12 protein-coding genes are annotated in these 20,187 nt (G+C 67.3%); 4 read left to right on the top strand and 8 right to left on the bottom strand.

The window, feature by feature from the left end; all coding sequences use genetic code 11:
• Positions 1 to 22: 22 nt before the first annotated feature.
• A complete protein-coding gene (locus tag D7X96_RS26410; RefSeq protein ID WP_120549932.1) occupies positions 23 to 2,065 on the bottom strand; it encodes a PilZ domain-containing protein in 2,043 nt (680 codons plus the stop codon).
• Between the two features lie 421 nt (positions 2,066 to 2,486).
• Between D7X96_RS26410 and D7X96_RS26405 the strand changes: the two genes are divergently transcribed.
• Complete coding sequence (locus D7X96_RS26405) at positions 2,487 to 2,966, top strand: YkgJ family cysteine cluster protein (RefSeq protein WP_121771016.1); 480 nt, start codon at positions 2,487 to 2,489, stop codon at positions 2,964 to 2,966.
• A gap of 39 nt (positions 2,967 to 3,005) precedes the next feature.
• Positions 3,006 to 3,728, top strand: a complete 723-nt coding sequence (locus tag D7X96_RS26400; RefSeq protein WP_244219729.1) for a hypothetical protein — start codon at positions 3,006 to 3,008, stop codon at positions 3,726 to 3,728.
• 18 nt (positions 3,729 to 3,746) lie between these two features.
• Here the strand turns inward: D7X96_RS26400 and D7X96_RS26395 are convergent, their stop codons facing one another.
• The 6 genes from D7X96_RS26395 to D7X96_RS26380 form a co-directional block, all read right to left on the bottom strand.
• Positions 3,747 to 4,115, bottom strand: coding sequence for a hypothetical protein (locus D7X96_RS26395; RefSeq protein WP_121771015.1), 369 nt, complete (start codon positions 4,113 to 4,115; stop codon positions 3,747 to 3,749).
• A gap of 51 nt (positions 4,116 to 4,166) precedes the next feature.
• Positions 4,167 to 4,292, bottom strand: a complete 126-nt coding sequence (locus D7X96_RS41575; RefSeq protein WP_279637405.1) for a hypothetical protein — start codon at positions 4,290 to 4,292, stop codon at positions 4,167 to 4,169.
• 234 nt (positions 4,293 to 4,526) lie between these two features.
• Positions 4,527 to 4,826 carry a hypothetical protein gene (locus tag D7X96_RS39660; protein WP_158626636.1) on the bottom strand — a complete coding sequence of 100 codons (300 nt, stop codon included), beginning with the start codon at positions 4,824 to 4,826 and terminating at the stop codon, positions 4,527 to 4,529.
• A gap of 5 nt (positions 4,827 to 4,831) precedes the next feature.
• Complete coding sequence (locus D7X96_RS41570; protein WP_121771014.1) at positions 4,832 to 10,624, bottom strand: RHS repeat-associated core domain-containing protein; 5,793 nt, start codon at positions 10,622 to 10,624, stop codon at positions 4,832 to 4,834.
• Positions 10,625 to 10,733: 109 nt separating this feature from the next.
• The gene (locus D7X96_RS26385; RefSeq protein ID WP_147468402.1) at positions 10,734 to 15,503 is read right to left on the bottom strand and encodes a PA14 domain-containing protein; all 4,770 of its coding nucleotides are present in this window, start codon (positions 15,501 to 15,503) and stop codon (positions 10,734 to 10,736) included.
• Positions 15,504 to 16,023: 520 nt separating this feature from the next.
• A complete protein-coding gene (locus D7X96_RS26380; protein WP_121771024.1) occupies positions 16,024 to 17,922 on the bottom strand; it encodes a ribonuclease R family protein in 1,899 nt (632 codons plus the stop codon).
• 270 nt (positions 17,923 to 18,192) lie between these two features.
• Here D7X96_RS26380 and D7X96_RS26375 point away from each other — a divergent pair, with 270 nt between their 5' ends.
• Positions 18,193 to 18,603: a helix-turn-helix domain-containing protein gene (locus D7X96_RS26375; protein WP_233609604.1), complete on the top strand. Its 411-nt coding sequence runs from the start codon at positions 18,193 to 18,195 to the stop codon at positions 18,601 to 18,603.
• Between the two features lie 23 nt (positions 18,604 to 18,626).
• Positions 18,627 to 19,199 (top strand): PIN domain-containing protein, encoded by a 573-nt coding sequence (locus D7X96_RS26370; RefSeq protein WP_158616249.1) that lies wholly within the window; start codon positions 18,627 to 18,629, stop codon positions 19,197 to 19,199.
• Between the two features lie 3 nt (positions 19,200 to 19,202).
• On the opposite strand, the gene D7X96_RS26365 is transcribed toward D7X96_RS26370, so the two are convergent.
• On the bottom strand, positions 19,203 to 20,187 hold a 985-nt coding region (locus tag D7X96_RS26365; RefSeq protein ID WP_121771012.1), incomplete at its 5' end, for a hypothetical protein.

Below are 20,187 nucleotides of genomic sequence, written 5' to 3'. Positions count from 1 at the left end.
ACCCCCCGGGCCCGCGAGTCCACTACACCGCGCGCGGCGTGGTGGACTCGCACAGGTGCTCCAGGAACTCCGGCAGCAGGCGGGCGGACATCACCCACAGCTTGCCCTCGCCCAGGTCCGCCAGGGACACGCGCTCCGCGTACTCCACGCAGGTGGCCTCCACGTAGTGGACGAACACCTTGCGGTCGCGCGCGCGGTACCACTCCGCCGCGTGGCACAGGAGCGCCACGAACGCGTCCTGCACCTCCGGGCTCGCGTCGTCCGTGAGCGGCACCAGGCGCACGCCGTCCAGCACGTTGAAGAGGTTCAGGCCCGGCTGCGCGGACTCGAACACCGCGAAGGCCACGGCGCGGCCCTCGTGACGGGCCACCACCATCTCGCGCTCGCGCGACAGGCCCGCGTCACCCCAGCCGGTGCGCGTGGTCTCCAGGTCGAAGCGCTCGGGCACCAGGTCCAGCGCCTCTCTGTAGGCCTCCGGGTGGGTGCTGGCCACGCGCTCGAAGAAGCGGGCGCGCTCCTCCCCGGTGGGCGCGCCCACCTTCACGTGGGCGGGCTTCGTCCAGACGCTGTCCACCTCGCCCTCCATGAGGCGGAAGGGCACGAGGCACGTCTGGCCGGTGTGCGCGTACCAGGTCGCGAAGTCGAACTTCGTGTAGCGCACCCAGCGCACGTTCGCCTCGCAGTAGGCGAAGAACCACTTCACCTCCGGGTCGGACTGGGTGGGCTCGTAGCCGCGCAGGTAGATGTCGCGCAGGGCCTCGCGCGCGGTGGAGCGGCTGCCCGGGGGCTGGTGCCGCGCCAGCTGGTGCGCCATCCAGCTGCCCGCGTAGGGCTTGAGCACGGACAGCGTGGCCTCCATGCCGTCCTCCGCGGGGCGCACCACGCGGTAGCCCAGCAGCGGCGCCTCCTGGAGCTTGTTCTGCGCGCGGTCGAACTGGTCGCGCAGGCTGGTGAACTTCTCCGGCTCCTTGCCCGGCAGGCGGAAGTAGCCGGAGCGCTCGAAGAGCTTCCAGGTGGAGTCGTTCCAGTCGCCCTCCACCTTGGTGGTGGGGTGGGCCTGGGCCTCCACCAGCGCGCGCCACGCGCGGGCCCCTTCCGCGTCCAGGGGCCGCACGCTCACGCCGCAGCGGCGGCCGTGGGGCGTGCTGGAGATGTTGCGCACCTCCGCGCGCAGGCGCACCGGCGCGTGGCCCTCCAGCGCGACCTGCATCACCGGCAGGCGCAGGCCCGGGTACATCAGGTCCTCGCCGGGCTGGGTGAGGAAGGACAGGCCTTCATAGGAGACATCCAGCAGGCCGCGGTGCACGTGCACCTGGGGCCAGAGCGGGTGGTCGAACTCCACCGTGCAGGACGCGTCGGCCTGCGTACGGCGCAGCCAGCGGTGGCGGAAGCGCACCAGCGACGTGGGCACCGGCATCAGGAGCAGGCCGCCCTCCACGCGCGCGACCTCCGCCTGGAAGTGCACCACGCTGGAGTAGCCGAACGCCTCCAGGGTGAGCGGCCCCGGGGGGAGCGCGCCGTTCAGGTTCCAGCCGAACACGTCCTGGAGCGGCTCGAAGAAGGCGCAGGTGACCTCCGCCACGGCCTGGCCGTCGCGCGAGCGCAGCACGCCGCGGGCCTGGCGGGACGCGAGCGCTTCACAGATGCGCGCGACGCGGTCCGCGCGGTCAATCTGCTCGCGCCACACGGGGCGCGTCTCCGGCGTGAGGAGCTGGCCGTTGTCACGCAGCGACTCCAGCAGCCCCACGATGCGGCGGCCCGCGTCCAGCGGCGGCGCGACGAAGCGCAGGCTCACCTCCGGACGGATGGCATTGACGCCAATCACCTCCGCGTCCAGCGCGGTGGCCCAGCGCTCACCCTCCCCCACCACCACGGACGCGGCCTGGCCCTTGCGCGGCACCGCGCGCGACTCCAGGTGGAGCGTCAGGTGCTCCAGCGACAGCTGCACCAGACGACCGGAAGAGAAGTCCGCGCCGAAGGAGGCCGCCGCGCTGAGCTCCGTCCCCACCCGGTATCCGAGGAGGGCTTCGCGTCCGGCCGGCGCGTCGTGAGTTTCGCTGTGCATGGGGGCTCCCTGATGTACGACGGGGCGTGATTCTACGACGTCCGAAGAAACCGTGGTGTCCCCAAGTTGCAGGTGACCCGGGGAACTCGGATTCCCACAGAGTGGAGATCATTCACCCCTTCTGCACTGAGACCTTCGGGCTGGAAGGGCGGCCACGCATTGGACTGTCGCGAATTGGTTTCTCACGGGCCGGGGATTTCCTCCACCGACAGACGCATGGCCTTCCGAGACAGGTTCAGTCCTGTCCCTCCCCTCGGGTCGTGCGGGCCCCAGAAACACAGGGTGATTCCGACACATGGAACACCAGGGATTGTCGCATGTTGACTGGTGAGACCTGGCTTGCCTTGGAGGGACGGAGGCCGGGGCGACACACGTCGGGGATGACTCGCCTCCCGGGGAGGCGTTATCCCTCGGGCACGCCATGACCTCCCCCCTCTCCACCCTCTGTCTGCACTGCGGGATGTGCTGTGACGGCACCCTCTTCACCCAGGTGCCGCTCCAGCCCGCCGAGGCGGAAGCCCTGCGCCAGAAGGGCCTTTCCCTATTAGTGAAGGAGGACGGCGCCGTGGCTCTTCCCCAGCGCTGTGCTGCCCTGGAGGGCCTGTGCTGCACGGTCTACGAGGAACGCCCGGACGCCTGCCGCCGCTACCGCTGCCAGCTGTTCAACGCGCTGGCGGAGGGAGAGGTGTCCCTGGAGGAGGCGAAGGGCGTGGTGGACACGGCGCACGCGAAGGTGGACGCCGTGGGTTCCGCTGAGAGCGGAAGGGGTTCCGCGATGCGTCAGGCCCGGGTGGCCGCGGCCTCGCTGACCTTGCCTCCCGAGACCCGAGAAGCCCTGGCGCACGCGGAGGTGTACCTGGACAAGCACTTCCGGGGGCGCTTCCGCCGCTCGGGCGGCTAGCGTAGCGCCGTCCTGCTCTCCGACCGAGGTCCTGCTTCCGTGAAGACCCCCCTGCTGGCCGTGCTGTCCTCCGCCGTGCTGCTGACCGGTGTGCCCGCGTGGGCACAGAAGAACGACGAGCCCGTGAAGTCCGCGCAGGTGGACCTGGACGGGGACGGCAAGCCGGACACGGTGTCGCTCACGGCGGGAGAGGGAGGGAAGTTCACGCTGAAGGCGGGGAGCGCCACGTTGCAGGGCAACGCGTCCGGCAACGAGGTGCGCGGCTTCACGGTGGTGGACCTGGACACGGGCGACAAGTGGAAGGAGCTCCTGGTCCACACGCTGGGGGACATGGACGACGACCACCGCTTCTTCCTCTATGGCTACGACGGCAAGGCGGTGAAGCCGCTGGGGGACGTGCGCGCGCTGACGGAGGCGAAGGGCAACGGCATCGTCCTGGTCGATACGTGGATGGGGTTCTGGCAGAGGCGCGACAAGTACACGCTGGACCGCAAGGCGTGGAAGCTGGTGCACGTGCCGCAGGAGTTCTACGCGGTGGGCGTGGAGGCCACGGTGAAGAAGTCCTTCCCGCTGACGCAGAGCCGCACAGGCTCCGCGGTGTTGGCCACGACGGCACAGGGCTCCAAGGTGCAGGTGCTGGCCGCGAGCGTCCCCACGAAGGGGGAGGTCCAGTACCTGGTGAGGTCATCCACCGGGCTGCTGGGCTGGGTGCCCGGCAACGTCCTGGTGGAGTCCACGGACGGCCTGCCGCTGGCGGGGTGATCCGCTTCGCGGCAGCCGCTATTTCGACATGAGGTCAGCGGTCCGGCGCGCCCAATCCACCTTCTCCCTGACGAGGAACGCCGCGAAGTCGGAAACACTTCGTTCCTGGAGGAGACGATCGGCGGTTTGTTCAATGAGCTTGCCCAGGTCATTGGATTCATTGACATACCTGATGCCGAGCGCCGGATAGGCACCTTGATACTCCACCCGGATGATGGAGATTTCCACGCCCCTCAGTTGTTCCTTCAGCTCGGCTTGCAATCCCTGGACAAGCCACTGAAGCATCGCGACAGCGAACGCATGTTTGTCTGGTTGCGCCGTAAGCATTCCAAGACTTGATGGTTCGATGATCTGGTAACCCTTGCTCTCGACGGACTCTGCTTGCATCTGGAACCTCCAGGGAATGTGTGATCCGGTCCGCATGAACGTGGACGCCCATCATCCCTCCACGCCGCCCTCCTGGGAACCGGTGGCGAGGTCGACTTCGAACGTCTGCATCGCCTCCGTCCGCATGTCCCAGTACTCACCGATGATGGAGCGTTCCGTCACCTGGACGATCTTCAAGCCATCCCACGACACAAAGCTTCTCTGGGTCCGGCATGGCGAAGACGCCGCGGGTTCCCTTCCCCAGCTTCCCGAACGCGAACATCCCCAGCCAGGACGAACCGCCTGCTGGCGTGACACGCACCAGCAGGCCGTCCTGTCGCCCGGCGATGTTCCCAGGGAAGAAATGCCGTGGGGAGGTCTGCGCGCTGGGCTTTCATCCAGGACTTCAGCAGTCAGCGCCATCAGGCCTCTTCACTTCCAGAACCTGTCTGCGTAACCAAGGATCACCCGGGTCAGGCTGTCCTCGAGCGACTGTGTATCCGCCCTGATGGATTCCCCAGCCAGAGGCGCTCCCAAGACAGATACCGAGTATGGCCCACTGTCCCCTGGTGACTTCCGTTCCCCATCCAGCTTGATGACGACAACGGCGCCGTCCTCACGGATTCGTTCCAGGATGGAAAGAACCGGATCAATCCCCACCCAATCTGGATGAGGTGGCTCCATACCCAATTTCTCGAAGACCTTCGCCAACAACTTCTTACGGGTTTGCATGCCCATCAGAACCCCTGCAATGCCTTGGCGATATCGGGCACTTCTCTCAACTCACCGTTGGCGATTTTCGTAATGATGTCTTTCACTTCCGCCCTTGTGACACCGTTCACGATACCATTCCTCTCCATGAGCAGGTCATACACTGCATTGGCCGTCCTCTTGGCCCCATTGTCATACATCTGATCAGCAATCTCCCTGATCATCGCCGCAGCTTTCTTGTAGAATCCATTATAACGCAAAGCATTGGCGACAGCGGAACTCGGATCACGTCCCTGCCTCAAGGCCGTTCCCCCAAAGGTCCTGTTGATAGCGGAGATTTCTTCCGCTGTAACACCGTAGGCAAAGCCTCCACCTTCAGGTGCGCCACGGGCCAATACCCTGGCGCTCGCTTTCGCGGTGGATGACATTGACGTCGTCGTAGAGGTTGCTTCTGTTGAAGCTGCTCCCGTCGTGCCTGCCTTGCGCAAGCCCGCAGCGATCCGGCCTTCCATTGAAAGCTCCGCGCTCATCGCCGCGGAGGCCTGCCCCATTCGTGCGACCGTAAAGGCAAACAACGTCCGGATCGATCCGTCCAGCGCCTTGTCGTAGTTCCCCTCCCAGAATCCGGAGGTCGCGATGTAGGTCCCGTTGCCGACGTCGATCACCCCCTGGGCCACGAACGCCGACACCACGATTGCGCCGTTGCCCACGCTCAGGACGCCCGCGATTGTCGCTGTGCCGTAGCTGCCGTCCCTCCACGCCTCCGTCATCAACTGCTCGATGGCGACACCCTGCGCCAGTGGCTGCGCCATGCAGTCGATACCCTTCTCCAGGCTGGCCGCGCACCTGCCACTCGGGTCCGTGAACCCCGTCGGGTTGCCACGTGCGTACGAGTACAGGTTGCACTCGCCCGGGCTCCCCAGGCACATCTCCGGCGACTCCAGGAACAGGCCGTCCGGTGTGAGGAATTGCCCCAACGTGGCGTCGTAATCACGGACGCCCATGCGGATGACGCCCAGGTCCGCGTCGTAGCCCTTCTGCACGTACTCGATCGCGGCGGAGACATCCGGGTGCGAAGCGCGGTTGCCGTATGGCGACGCCACGAACGGCGCACCCGTCGTGTCCGTCAGCAGCGTTCCCCGCGTGTCCGCCGCCAGCGGGCGGAACACGCCCTGCTGGATGACGCCCACGAGCTGACCGGCGAAGTGGACCGGCAGCGTGAGGCCCGTCGCGTCCAGGTACTCCCCCGCCTCCAGGTACGCGGCCACCGGCACCGTGCCCTCGCGCTTGAGGATGCGCTGGCCCGTCTCGTCGTAGAGGAAATTCCACTGCGTCGTGCCACGCGTCGCCGTGGCCACGTGCCCGTTGGCCCCGTACGTGAGCGCCAGGTCCCCCTTCGTCACCGCCCGGCCCAGCGCATCGAACGTGTACGTGACGTTGCCCGCGGTGAGCGTGTTGCCCGTGCGCGTCACCGCGCGCGACGTGCCGTTCTCCTCGATGGACGTGGGCAATCCCTCGGGCGCGTAGCCATACGCGTAGCTGTCGTGCGCGTCCTGCGCCTGCGTGAGGAAGCCCTGCGCGGAATACGCGTAGTCGCGCTGCCAGACCTGCGCGCCCACCGTGAAGTCCTCGGACTCCACCAGGCCGCGGGTGTTGAACCGCTGCGCCGTCGCGGCGCTCCACGTGGCCGTGGACTGCGTCTGCGTCACCCGGCGCCGGGTGAAGGCGTCGTAGCCGAAGCCCACGTGCGTCCCGCCGGTGAAGTCCACCGACGACACCCGTCCCTCGCCGTCATACGCGAGCAAGGCCCACGGCGCCGGCGCCGTGGCACCCGTCCCCAGCCAGGCCTCGTGCAGCCGCCCGTACGCGTCCAGCTTGTACGCCTGCGTGTCGGACGACAGCACCGCGCCATTCGCATGCTTCACCACGGTGGTGGTGCTGGAGACATCCCCCGCGTCGTTGTACGCGAGCTGCGTCTGCACCGTGCGCCAGCCCGTCAGCTCCAGCGTCCGCGACGTCAGCTTGCCGTCCTCCCGGTACGTGAAGGTCTTCACGTAGCCGTCACCCGACACGGCCGTCAGCATCCCCTTCTGGTCCAGCTTCGGCCCGCTCGAGGGCGAGGACCCGTCGTGGAAGTAGCGGTACACCTGCGCTCCAACGCCCGAAGCGCTGTGCGTCTCCTTGGAGGCCCGGCCCAGCGAGTCGTATTCGAACGACACCTGGCGCTGCGCCACTCCCGCCGGAGACAGGAAGCGCTTCTGGGTGAGCTGCCCCGTCGTCGCGTCGTAGGCGTATTCGACGGTGGCGACGCCATGGCGCACCAGCCGGCTCACGCGGCCATGTCCGTCGAACTCCACGCGGTGGGTCGCGCCGTCCGGCATGATCACCTCCCGCAGGCGCCCGGACGCGTCGTAGTGGTAGCCGTAGCGGGTGTGGGCCTCGTCCTCCTGGAAGAGCACGCGCTTCGCCGCGTCCATCGTGCGGCTGGCGGTGAAGGTCCCGTTCTCCACGGCCGTCTGGGTCAGCGCTCCGGCCTCGAAGCCGAGGCTCGTCGCCACCTGCTTCTCCACGCCCTCGTGGAAGGCGGTGCGGGTCGCCACGTCATGGCCGAAGGCGGACGCGCTCTGGAAGGCCACCTGCCGGCTTCCCTGAAGCAGCGCCGTGTAGTCCATGCCCTGCATGTCCACGGACGGCCCCATCGCCGGCCGCAGCAGCATGCGGAGCTCCGCGTGCGCTCCATCCCGGCGGCTCAGCCCGCCGAAGGTCCAGCCCTCCGGAATCCGGTTCGCCGTGGTGAGCGAATCACCCGAGGCCGTGACGTACTCGATGGACTCCCGCACCGCCCCCTGCGAACCATCCACCAGCATGGACAGTTGGAAGGATCCAGGCTTCGTCGCCGTGGCGTACTGATAGCCATAGGTCTGCTTGGGATTGAGCTCGGAGCCATTCAGGCTGTCCCATTCGCTGCTCAGCCGCTCCTGCCCGTCGTAACGGAAGTAGCGCTGGTAGGGCGTCCCGCCCCGATTCACCTCCAACGTCAGCACCGCGTCCGTCAGCGGAGCGCGGTCCACCACCCGCGTCACGAATCCATCCGGGGCCTCCGTACGCTGGAGCTGCCGCCGGACCGCGTCGTGGTGGAAATACGCCGTCCCCTTGCCCGGCACGGAGATGGACGCCAGCGACGCGTCCGGGTTGTAAGCCACCTCCTGCAGCGTCAGCGTCTGGCCGCCCGCCACGCTGCGCACGGCAGTGACGAGCCCGCGCGAGTCGCGCTCCACGACGCCCTCATGGCGGAAGTCCATCCAGGGCTGCTGCGCATGCTGCCCCGTCAGCACCGTCCCGCTCTCCAGGCAGTGCAGCGCCGAGCCCAGACCGGGCACCGACGCCCGCGTCCGCTCCGTGGTCAGCGTTCCCTGCGCGGTCGTCGTCACCACCCGCGATGGGCAGACGTCCGCCGTGTAGGCCTCGTACCCGGTGGACTCCGAGACCCGCTGGTTGTCCTCCGTGGAGCGCCAGCCCTGCTCCTGCGCCCGGGGCCGCTTCCAGGACACACCCGCGAGCGACGCATCCTCGTACTGGAGCACGGAGAACGTCTCCACCCGGGGCGCCTTGTCATCGTGCACGCGCGAGGACACCAGCAGGCCCGCGTTGTCGTCCTCGTTGAGGAAGGACATCTCCTCCACGACGTGCGCGCCCTCACGCGTCACCTGGCCGTAGCCCAGCAGGAACCGCCCCACCGAGTGCATCACCGGCTGCTCATAGGTGTACTGGTAGCTCCTCGCCTCCTCCCCGCTGGCCCGCACCGTCAGGGTGTCCAGCACCGGCTGGCGAGCGCCCTGACGCAGGGCCACGGGGCTGCGGGCGTAGGTGAGCTCCAGCCGCGTTCCCTTGCCGTCATCCGCGGACTTCAGGAGCCCCGTGCCCGGGCGGTTCAGCGCCACGGATCGGGCAAAGCCATTCTCCACGAAGAACAGCTCCGTGTTGCCCGTGCCCTCCAGGTCCTGCGCCACCGGGAAGCTGGAGTTCCAGGTCAGCAGCTCCAGCGCCGGGACGGGCACCTGCACCAGCCGCGTCCCGTCGTTCACCAGCAGCAGCGCCCCGTAGTAGCTGCCCGCGATGACGTCCTTCAGGCCGTCGTTGTTGACGTCCGTGAAGCTCAGCTCGAAGCCCGCGAGCGACACCTGCATGCCGTCCGGGAAGCGCGCTTCGTAGATGCGCGGCTCCGGCTCGAACTGGAACTGGCCCTTGCCCTCGTAGACGAAGAGGTCGTTGCCGTAGCGCACCACCAGGTCCGCGACGCTGTCTCCGTTGAAGTCGTGCACCCAGGTGGCCTGGGGATAGACCTGCAGGTTCAGCGTGCCTGTCACCGGGACGTCCGCGAACGCGTAGCTCGTGGCCGTGCTCTGGTTGGGCAATACGCGGTAGCCACCCGGGAACACGTCCAGCAGGTCCGGCCGCTCATCGCGGTTCAGGTCCACCACGCGCGTGTTCGGGCCGGGAACCCAGTAGTCGTCGATCCAGCCCTGGTGCACCGGGTGCCCGTCCCGCTCGCACACCAGCAGTTCCGTCTTCGCCAGGTACGCGTTCCAGGCGAGCGACACCACCTGGTGGTTGTCCTCCTGGGGCCGCATCTTCGCGAGCAGCCGGGGCAGGTTGTACGCCGAGGCATCCGGCCGGCACTCGAAGCGCGCATCCGGCGCGAGCGCGGGCAGCGGCTCGAAGGTGTAGCCCCCTGGCCCCTGACGGATGAGGCTGAAGTCCGCGCGGTGCTCCAGGTCCACCAGCCCGTCCTCGCCGTCGTCCAGCGGCGTGGATTCCGAGGGCAGGGCCACCCCTTCGGAGTACGCCAGCATCACGCCGTCGAACTTGGGGATGGAGCGCGCGGCCGCGGCCGGAAGGAAGTCCGCGGCGTTCTCATAGACATACGTCACCACCGGCGTGGACTGGCCCGACGCGTACGTCTGCTGCACGGACTCCAGATGGAAAGCAGGCCCCAGCGAGTCCTGGCGGTAGCCCAGCGCGTGGCTCCAGCGCAGCGAGAACTGCCCCGTCACCGCGTCCTTGGTGCGCACGTCCACGCGCGACACGCGCCGGTCCAGCCGCAGCGCCTGGCCGGAGCGCCAGTCCACGAAGGGCGTCACCACCGGCTCATGGATGAAGTCCACGCGCTGCTGGAAGTCGTCCCCCAGGCCTCCGTAATGGGCCGCCGTCAGGAACAGGCGCCCGGAGTCATTGGCGGTCCACGTGAGCTGCGTCTTGTGCCCGGTGACGTCCGCCACCTGCGTGAGGTGCCATGCGTAGGTGCCGCGCGCCGTCGACACGCGGGCACTGCCGCCAAAGGTCCAGCGGCTGCCGTCCGGGAGCACGGCCACCAGCGTGTCGCCCTGCTCCTGCATGCGCACGTGGCCCTTGAGGCCCACGGGGTACCACCACCCGTCCGTGCCCTTCACCATGCGGCCCCAGGGCCCGGTGAGGTCATCGGTCGCGTAATCCAACTCACCCAGGACCCGCGTGCGCGTCACCGCCAGCGACACGCCCCAGCCCTGGCCCCATTCCCCGATGCCTCCCTCCGGTGAGTAGGTGGGAAAGACTCCGGCCTGGAGGACGCCGCGCTCCGAGGGAGCGGCGAACGTGGAGGCCAGACTGAAGCCGCCCCGGCTCACGTCCGCGGGCCCCAGGTCCGTGGCCGCGTACTGCCCCGCCAGGCTCCCGCGCGTGGGCGCGCCCAACTGCGGCGCCTGCACCAACGCATCATTGAAGGGCTGGGCGAACGCCTGCCCACACCACAGCCCGGCCATCAAAGCCAACATGCTTCGCATGACGAAATCCCATGAAGGAAGGAAAGACAGACACTGAAAGAAAGGCCCCGCCCGGGCTGCACCCACCGGACGGGGCCATGGACCGCTGTGACTGCGTTTCAGACGCTGACTACTGGCAGCGCGCCACACCCGGCGGCTTGATGCTGGAGGCTTCCTGCTTCGTCTCCACCCGGAAGACCACCAGCAGCTCGTTTATCTTGGCCAACGGGCTGTTCGTGTTGATGGTGGTGGGAGTAGGCGGCACGTACATCTCCCGGAACGCGTCCAGATTCACCTGGTAGGTGGTGAAGGGCGACAGGCCTTGCGCCACCACCGACGCATTCAGGTAGTTCTCCAGCTTGGCGGCTGCTTGCGACATCGGATCCGTGAGGTTTCCGAACATCATCTGCACGGCAGGCGTCAGGTAGGACGCCGTGTTGAAATCGTACTGATACAGGGAGGATGCCGTCGGGAAGCGCATCGCCGGCGTCATGCCCACGGGAAGCGTGTACGGCTCGTACGGCGTCCCGCTTGGCAGGACCCCATAGAGCATCATGGTCCGGATGATGGGCGTCAGCTGGTTGCACGGCAGCAGCTTCTGTCCACCCGACAGGCTGTAGACGTGTTCCGGCGTGAGGGTCAGCGTCGGGTTGCGGTTCGCCAGGATGTCGTCCCAGACCGACTTCGCCAGCGCGGGGTCCACCTTCCGGTAGATCGTGGAAGGCGTCACGCCCGGCTTCGGGATGCTGATGATGACGTCCAGCACCTGGCTCGACGGACCGATGATCCGCGTCGCCGCCAGACGCGTCTCCACCGCCCTCGCCGCGTCCTTCGCCGCCTGCGCCAGCAGGCTGATGTCCGTGTTCGTCGAGGTCGGATCGATCCCCGTGAGCGCCTCCAGCAGGTTCCTTTCCGAGGACGTGAAGTTCGTCAGCGTCTCCGGATGCATCAGCCGGATGGTGGGAGCCAGCCACTGACCCATGACCTCGTCCAGGGCCTCCAGCTGCGCCCGCATGAACGTGCCATCCAGGTTCCGCAGGGCCCAAACCGGGACCAGCGCGAGGAGCCGGGACTGGCCCTCCGTGTTCTCCCGCTCGGTCACCAGCGCGTGATTTTCCAGCGCCGCCTGGCGCAGCTGCCGCTCGATGTTGATCAGCTCCACCTCACGCTCCACGTCGGTGAGCGCCTTCTCCACCCACGTTCCGAAGAGCGTGCGGAGGTTTTCCGGATAGCTGTTCAGGCTGGTGCAGTTGCAGCGCTGGTACACCTCGTTGAAGGCCTGGGTGCGCAGGCTGTTGATCTGGTTCGGCAGCAACCGGCCCTGGGCCGCGTAGGACCGGCCCACCTGCTTCACCTGGTCCAACCCGGCGACCATCGCGGTGGTGACGAGCGTGGCTTCGTTCGTGAGCGGGCTCAGCTGCGCGATGCGGACGTCCAGCTGGGAGTCACCCACCCAGGAAGCACACTGCGCGGTCTCCCCGGTGGCCTCGATGGCGGCGTCGTTGACGACCACGTAGAAGTCCGACTCCGCGGTCACCAGCACGGCCTTGGACGGCGACTGGAGCACCCGCACCGACCGGACGTTGGGACGGTCCGTCTGCCCCCGCACCATCTCCACCAGCAGCAGGCTGCCCACGGGCTCGTCCGGGAACGGCGCCTTGGGAGACCTCAGGCCACGTGCCACGGAGAAGGTCGAGGTCTTGTTGCTACCGCTGGAGTCCGTCTGGTTCCAGGTCCGGTTCCACGTGGTCCCGGTCTCGCTCGACATGCAGCTGTTCACGCCCCCGAGGCCAATGCCATAAATGGAGAGATTGAAGCCGCCACAGGCCGACTCCGTGTTCGTCGCGTTGGAGAAGTTGCCCTGCGAGTTCACGGTCTCCACCGACTTCGCGGTGTAGGTGCCCGCGGCTTCCACCACGCTGAAGCCTTCCGGCCCCGTCATGATGGGCAACTGCCCGCTCTTCACCTTGACCAGGCTGCCATTGGGACCCGCCGTCAAACCCAGCGCGCAGGTCGGAGACCACGCTCCACCCACCTGGATGACGAGCTGGCTTCCCACGGAGGGCGAAACCTTGAAGACACCGGCCTGCCCGTTCGGATTCCGTTCCGCCAGACCAATGACATCCGCGGCATCCGCGCCCTTGCGGCCCTTGTTGTGGACGGCCAGGGAGTACTCGGCCTTCAGCAGGGTCTGTCCTTGCTCCGCGATGGCCGGGAAGAGGGCCTCGAAGCCATCCATGAAGTCACCCATGCGGGCCTCCTCCACGGCCTGGCTCGTGCGCAGACCGTTGAGGTCGCGGTTGAGGGTCTTCACCTGCTCGCCCAGGATGAGGAGCTTGTTGTCCAGGCTGGCCTGGCCGTTCTGGCTCTGCATCTGTCCCAGCAGCCCCTGGACCGCCGTCAGCCGGCCCGTGTTGTACGCCGTCACGCTGCCGTCGAGCTGCTGGAGGGTGGCGTTGAGCTGCGCGAGGATGTCCTCCTGCTTCTGCCGGTTGAGGCCCACCTTGAGGGTGTGGTCGTCCTGCGCGGTGAAGAGGCCATTGGCCGCGTAGCCGGTGCTGCGGGCCTTCGCGTCCCGGAGCATGGCCGTCAGGCCCATGGCGGAACCGGAGACCGGGTGGGTGTAGAGGGCATTGGCGGTGTAGGCGCCGGCCTGCAGTCCCAGTGCGTCCTCCACGGCGGTCCGGAAGGCCGCGTGCCCCCAGTCCATCTGCTGGAAGACCCGCTTCCAGTCCGCCGAGACGTTCGCCGCCAGGGACAGGTTCTGGTGGAAGGCCTGCCCATCATCCAGGTTCGCCAGCAGGCTCCACAGCTGGCTCGTGGCCGTCGAGCGGGTGGTGCAGGTCATGAACCGGCACCCCATGTCATGCAGCCGGCTCACCTCCAGCAGCCGCTCGTTCAGGCCCCGGAGCGAGTCGTCCAGGAGGTACAGCAGGGGCGCTCCCGTGAGCGGAGGGAGGCCGCCTTCGCCGAAGGCCGCGAGCAGCACCTGGCGATCCGCCGTGAAAGCGTCCAGGAGGATCTTCGCGCGCGCCGTCTGGGCATCCTCATCCGTGGCCGCCGTGAGCCCCAGGTCGTCCTTGATCCACACGCCCATCCAGAACGCCTTCATCACCTGGCTGGCCTGGGCCATGAGCTCCGCCGGGGGCGGGCTGTTCGACGGGAAGGCGGCGCGCGCCCCCGAGTACCACCGCTGGATGGCGGCGAGCTTCTCGCGCAGCTCCCCGATGCGGGCCTCGCTGCCCAGCGTCGTCGTCATCTGGGGCAGGCCCTTGATCAGCAGCCGGGAGTTGATGTCCTGGAAGGCAGCCCGATACGCCGGGATGTCACAGCGGGAGGCATCCAGCTGGGAGAGCGCCGAAGCGGCGGAGGTGCAGGTCTGGAGGAAAGCCGTGGCCGCGGTATTGGAGACCTCCGGGTCCAACATCCGCTGGCAGAGGGTCAGGGTGGCGAGCACGTCCTTGGCCTCGGCGCAGGTGGCCTGGGGCTCCGGGAGGTTCGTGCCGCACGCATCGGAGGTGAAGTCGTAATTGTCGAAGAACTCACCCAGCAAGCCATTGCCCTGCTCGTCTGGCGTGAAGAGCCTGTTGGTGGGAATGGCCACGGCGGCCGTCGCACCCGGAGGCTGCCACTTCAGGTGGACACCCGCACTCCCCTCGAAGTTGTAGTACTCCACCTTCAGCGCGTGACGTCCCGCTGTCAGGTTGACGGATCCGCTGTACCAATGCGTTTCAGAGCTGCCCCACCAGCCGCCCACGGACTGGCCATCCACATACACCCTGGCATAGCCTTGTACATTGGCATGGAAGGCATATGTCCCCGTCTGAGGAGCCTCCACGAACCCCGTCCAGCGCACCGAGAAGGTGTCGGGTTCCATGGACGTCGAGGGCCCACCTTGCCCCCAGGAGAAGTCGATGGAGGGATCCACGCGGAAGAAGTGGTTCATCTCCGGGTAGTTCGCGAAGAGCGACATCATGCGGTCCCGGCGCGTCGCGAAGCCTCCCGCCTGCTCCGTCCGGTCGAAGGCAGGGTCGTCGGCGTGCAGTTCGAAGAGCAGCTTGAGGGCGCTGATGAGCTGGAACTTCAGGGCCGGTCCATCCACGTACTGGGGGACGGGCGCATCCAGCTGGGTCGCCAGCCGGGTGTACTTGGCCTCCACCGCCGAGTAGGACGTGTCCTCCGCCGTCATGCAGCGGGGACGGTTCGGGTAGGAGCCCAGGCGGATGTCCGCCTGCGGATCGATGTCGTTCTGCAGCGAGTACAGCGACTGACCCGGAGGCGAATACATCACGCCCTGGCCCCCCTGCGAATCACAGGTGGCCGGGTCGTCCTCCATGCCGTGCTCGGGAGCACGGCAGTATTCGTATTTCGGACGGGTGGGGTCCGGGCAAACCACGTTCTGACTGCCGCACTCCGAATGCTGCCCATACTTCCACTCTTTCACCACGTTCCCGATGGTGATGGTGCAGGCCTGCGTCCAGGGTGTCGACGTGACGGTGGTGTTCCAGCCGTCGCCACGGGTGCGGGTGACGTTGGGAGTTCCCAGGACCCGGGAGCCCGTCGCTGTGGCGGACACGATGTACAACTTGTATTTAATGTCTTCCTTTCCCGCGGCCCTGAGGCTGGCCATCAGCTGATTGGCTCTGTCCGTACAGGTCGTGAGTTCAGTGGTGTGGTTGAAGGTCGTGCAGGGGGGGGTATCCGAGTAGTTGCAGTTCTCGTTCTTGTCGTTGATCCCCGTGGCCTTCAGGCCGGTATCGGTGATCTGCTCCCGGAGGCTGTAGTTACAGGTCAGGTCGACCTGGCAGACCTTTTCGTAATAGCCGTCCGGGGGACACGCGGAGGTGTTGCTCAGCTTGAAGCATTCGTCGCGGTACTCCCAGGGCCCTGAGCAGTACATGTCCTGACCCGCCGGGGCGCCAGGCTGTCTGTCGGGGATCACCTTCGGCCTGCAGCTCTCGCCGTTCAGGGCCTGTTCCACCGTCGCGGGAGCCGCCTGGGGCGCCGCTTCCTCCTCGGAAGGACTTCCACACGCGGCCAGGAGTGCTGAGATTCCCAGCACCCAGGCTCCCGCGAATCTTCTTCTCATTGGATTGTCTTCGCGTGGTGACACGCTTGCCGTAAACACAGTTGTACTCCCCCTCAGACAAGACACATGGCCTGCCCTGGACAGGGCAAAGCCTCATCAACACCCTGCATGTGAAGCCATGGACGCGGAGCCCTGGGCTCACGTCGATCCATTCGGGCCGCACCCGGCCGGCGGCCCTCACGTCCCGTTGTTCAGTTTCCCCAAGTTCCTGAGCAAGAGGGGTGCCAGCCTGCCTCCGGCTCCAGGGGACGGCATGGACCGTCCCCGAGCCTGGATGGGCGTCCGAAGTGGCGGACGCCCCTTGTCTCTCCCCTGGATGGGGGCCCTGCCGCTACTCGACCAGGGCGAACTCGACCCGGCCCAGCTGCTCATCCGTGGAGACGACCTTCACGGTGATGGGCATGCCCACGGTGAAGGTCCGCGTCTTGCCCACCATGGACAGCTCTCGCGTGTCCGGACGGTAGGGGCCTCCGGCGAGGCCTTCCGCCGGCACCATGCCCTCCACCCACATGCCGTCCAGCTGCGCGACCAGGCCGAAGGGCTTCACGCGCACGATGCGCGCGGGGAACTGCTGCCCGATGCGCGTGGACATGAAGCGCGCCTCCAGCTCGTGGTGACGGTCCACCTCCGCCCGGTTGGCGGAGCGGGCTCGCACGTTGATGTGCTGGGAGAGCGCTTCAATCTCCGGGTCCTCGTGCACGAAGTCACGCCGGCCGTGGAGGTACGCCTTGATGAGCCGATGCACGGCCAGGTCCGCGTACCGGCGGATGGGCGACGTGAAGTGCAGGTACAGGGGCGCGGCCAGCCCGAAGTGCGGGCCCGGCTTCACGGTGTAGCGGGACGGGCCCAGGGAGCGGCGCAGCACGGAGCGCAGCGCGGGCTCCGCCTTCGTTCCGGAGATCTGCCGGTCGAACGCGGCCAATGCCAGCGGGGTGATTTGCGCGCCGAAGCCCGCCGCGAACCCCGAGTGCAACGCGAACGCATTCACGTCCGCCACGCGCTGCGGGTCCGGCTGTTCGTGCACGCGAAACACGGTGGGCACGCCACGGGTCATCAGCCAGGTGGCGATGGCCTCGTTGGCCGCGACCATGAAGCGCTCGATCATGTTGTGCGCGGACGTGTCCTTCTCCCCGGCGAGCCCGGACACGGCGCCCGTGGCCGTGTCGAAGGTGAAGCGCGCCTCGTCGCGGGACATCACCATGCCGCCCCGGGCCGCGCGGGACACGGCGAGCCGCGCGGACGCCAGCCGGAACCAGGGCATGGCTTCACGCACCGGCTCCATGGCGGCGGACACGGTGCCCTCGTCGAGGAAGTCCGCGACCTCGTCGTAGTTCAGCCGCGCCCAGGAACGGATGAGGCTTTCATAGACATCCGCGGCGGTGACGCGGCCGTCGGGGTCGATGCGCAATTCGACGGTGAGACAGTGCCGCTCCTCGTTGGGCACCAGGCTGAGCCAGTGCGCGGACAGCTCCTCCGGGAGCATGGGGAGCACGCGGCCCGCCAGGTAGACGCTGGTGGCCCGGGCGCGGGCCTCCAGGTCCAGCGGGCTGCCCTCCTTCACGGACTCGCCCACGTCCGCGATGGACACGAGCAGGCGCACGGCGCCGTCAGGGCCCGCGGGCAGCACGGAGATGGCGTCGTCGATGTCCCGGGTGGACGGCGCGTCCACGGTGACGGTGGGGATGGAGCGCAGGTCGCGCCGGGCGCCGCCCAGGGCGTGGGGCGTCTCCTTCGCGCGGAGGGCTTCCTGGATGACCTCCGGGGGGAAGTCTCGGTGGAGGCCGTGGCGGGCGATGACGCGCTCCAGGGAGCGGTCCGCGCCGGGCTCCAGGCGGTAGAGCAGGACGACCTTGCCGTCCGCGATGCGGGCGACGACGGCGTCATTGTGCTGGACGGCGGTGGTGCCCGGGTCCAGGGGCCAGTCGGTGTTGGAGACCTCCCGGTCGATGCGCAGGAAGAAGGCGCCCTTGCGCGACACGACCTCGCCGTAGACGACGGCGCGGGTGCGCTCCACGAGCGTCAGGCCGGACGCGGTCCACCGGTCCTCGCCGGAGGCCGTCACGGTGGCGGAGACGACGTCGCCCGCGAAGAAGGGGTTCAGCTCCGGAGGCGGGATGAAGGCGGACAGCACCTCCGGGGTGCCCGGCTTCTGCACGGTGAGGAAGCCAAAGCCACGGGGATGCACGTCGACGCGGCCGGTGACGGCGCGCGGGGAAGCGGAGGTGTCCATGTCGGCACCGTCGTAGCCCACCTCACGGGTGGACGGGCAGATCCTGGGATATGCCTCGGGAGGTTACGGTTACGACGTTTACGAGGTAACCACACCAATCAGAATTAAGGGTGCCGGGGTAAATCAGCTTGCACTTGGGTCGAATATCTCTATGTTGACAGGTCACTGCAAACTGTAAACCCGAGGTCGACCATGTCCACGCCCGACACTCTCCCCTCTACCTCGCGTACTCCGGAACCAGTTACCGCTAGCGAGGTAACCGTAGGACAGGTGCGAAAGCTCGCTCAGCTCATTACCCAGGAGCTAAGCGACAAAAGCGGGCATCCGCTCTTCTCCTTGCTTGGTCCCAACCATGAGTCGATTCCTCTGCCCACTGACGTCCTTGCCCTGATGCAGCAAGTACTTGCCATCCTTGCGTCCGGGGACGCTGTCACTGTGGTTCCCGTCCATAAGGAGCTCACGACCCAACAAGCCGCAAACCTGCTCAACGTCTCGCGGCAGTACTTGGTGCAGCTCCTCGATGAGGGACGGATTCCCTTCCACCGCACAGGCACTCATCGGCGTGTCTACAGTAAGGACGTCCTAGAATATCGTGCGCGGCAGAAATCCGAGCGACGTGCTCAGCTCGACGCGATGATGCGAGAGAGTCAGGACGCCGGGGGCTATCCTGAACTCGACTGACGACTGAGAGGACCACCCGTTCCGTGATTCATGCCGCATTTCCGGTCGTCCTCGATGCGAACGTCCTGATTCCGCTCACTGTCTGCGACACGTTGTTGAGCGCGGCGCATGAAGGGCTCATCCAGATTCACTGGACGGAACTCATCCTCGAGGAGACGCGCCGCAACCTGGTCAAGGCCATGGGGCTGTCAGAAGAGAAGGCTGCGCGGCGCGTGGCCGCCATGAAGGCGGCCTTTCCCGAAGCCATGGTGACGGGCCACGAGGGGCTCATCCCCTCCATGACCAACCCTGAGAAGGACCGGCACGTCCTCGCCGCCGCGGTCCATGTGGGCGCCCAGACAATCGTTACGAGCAATCTGCGGGACTTCGGCAAGAAACACCTGCCCGCATCACTCCAGGCCCAGGACCCCGACACCTTCCTCCAGCACCTGCTCAGCCAGGCACCCGACGTCGTGCTGGAGATGCTCCGGGCACAGGCCGAGGCCCTGCGAAATCCCCCCATCTCCCTCATGAAGCTCCTGGAGGGATTGGCGCGCAGCGTGCCGGATTTCGCTCGTGAGGTCCGTGAACTGCTCCCCCCTTCCCTCATCAAATGATTTTCACTGGAAGCCCGGGGGCCTTCCGCTGTCTGTCTTCAACCGCGCGCCCGGGTTCAGCTCGAAGACGAGCCCGAACTGCCAGAGGCTGATGCGCTCCAGGAAGAGGATGTTGTAGTAGTCCTGCCCCCGCACATACCTCGCGAACACGCCGAAGCCCGATCCCCAGCGGGGGTTCGCCGCAGCCTCCACGCTCAGCGTTCCCCGCTGCGCCGGCGTCTCCCCGAAGGGATGCGAGTACGCTCCCTCCAGCCGGAAGCGGTTCCCGTTCACCGCCCGCTCCCCCAGGAGTCCCACCCCCCAGTGCCCATTCCCATACACGCGGCGCTGCGCGGGGCTCATCCCTCCGGGTCCAATCGCTGAGTTCAATTCGAAGAAGACATTCGCCCCCAGGAGCCAGGCGCTCAGTCGGTGCGGATCCACCGCGAACCCCAGCCGGCCGTGCAGCTCGAAGCGCAGCAGGTTCGTGGAGAAGCTCCCCGTGATTTCGTTGAGCGGCGGCGTCCCCTCCTGGGGCTCGCAGTTCGGGTCGGTTCCCGTCTGGTTCGCGAAGAAGCACCCGTCCTCGCCGTTGGAGTAGTGCCCCGCGATGACGTTCAACCCCAGCGCCAGCACCCGGGGCGCGCTGTCCCTGTCCGGGCCGTGCAGGAGGCGCAGGTGCGCCGCCTGGAGCGTCAACTTCATCAGGTACGACGGCGGCAGGATGGGGTTGCTGTCCGTGTTCGCCATCCGCAGCCGGATGTTGGGCGTGAACACCGCCGAGAACAGCGTCTCCCGCCCGTCCTGCTTGAAGTCGTCCAGCTTCAACTGCGGCAGGAAGAGGTTGGGCGCGAACTGGCCCTCGAAGACCAGCGGCAGCGGCGAGTGCGGGTCCCCCTGCCGGTGGATGCGGTTGGGTGACACGAACAGGTACGTGCGGTCCAGGAACAGCGGCGTCTGCAGGTCGTACTCCACCTGGAGCCCCTTCGCCTCCGCCCCACCCCACCCC

It is taken from the genome of Corallococcus interemptor (assembly GCF_003668875.1).
GTDB lineage: Bacteria > Myxococcota > Myxococcia > Myxococcales > Myxococcaceae > Corallococcus > Corallococcus interemptor.
The sequence above is the reverse complement of the archived record's forward strand: the minus strand, read 5'-3'. Positions and strand labels throughout refer to the sequence as shown.

Excerpts from the sequence above, each read along its gene's own strand:
- D7X96_RS26385 (WP_147468402.1), bottom strand. The coding sequence starts at position 15,503 with ATGTACTGCTCAGGGCCCTGGGAGTACCGCGACGAATGCTTCAAGCTG.
- D7X96_RS26395 (WP_121771015.1), bottom strand. The coding sequence starts at position 4,115 with ATGCAAGCAGAGTCCGTCGAGAGCAAGGGTTACCAGATCATCGAACCA.
- D7X96_RS26405 (WP_121771016.1), top strand. The coding sequence starts at position 2,487 with ATGACCTCCCCCCTCTCCACCCTCTGTCTGCACTGCGGGATGTGCTGT.
- D7X96_RS41570 (WP_121771014.1), bottom strand. The coding sequence starts at position 10,624 with ATGCGAAGCATGTTGGCTTTGATGGCCGGGCTGTGGTGTGGGCAGGCG.
- D7X96_RS26410 (WP_120549932.1), bottom strand. The coding sequence starts at position 2,065 with ATGCACAGCGAAACTCACGACGCGCCGGCCGGACGCGAAGCCCTCCTC.
- D7X96_RS39660 (WP_158626636.1), bottom strand. The coding sequence starts at position 4,826 with ATGCAAACCCGTAAGAAGTTGTTGGCGAAGGTCTTCGAGAAATTGGGT.
- D7X96_RS26380 (WP_121771024.1), bottom strand. The coding sequence starts at position 17,922 with ATGGACACCTCCGCTTCCCCGCGCGCCGTCACCGGCCGCGTCGACGTG.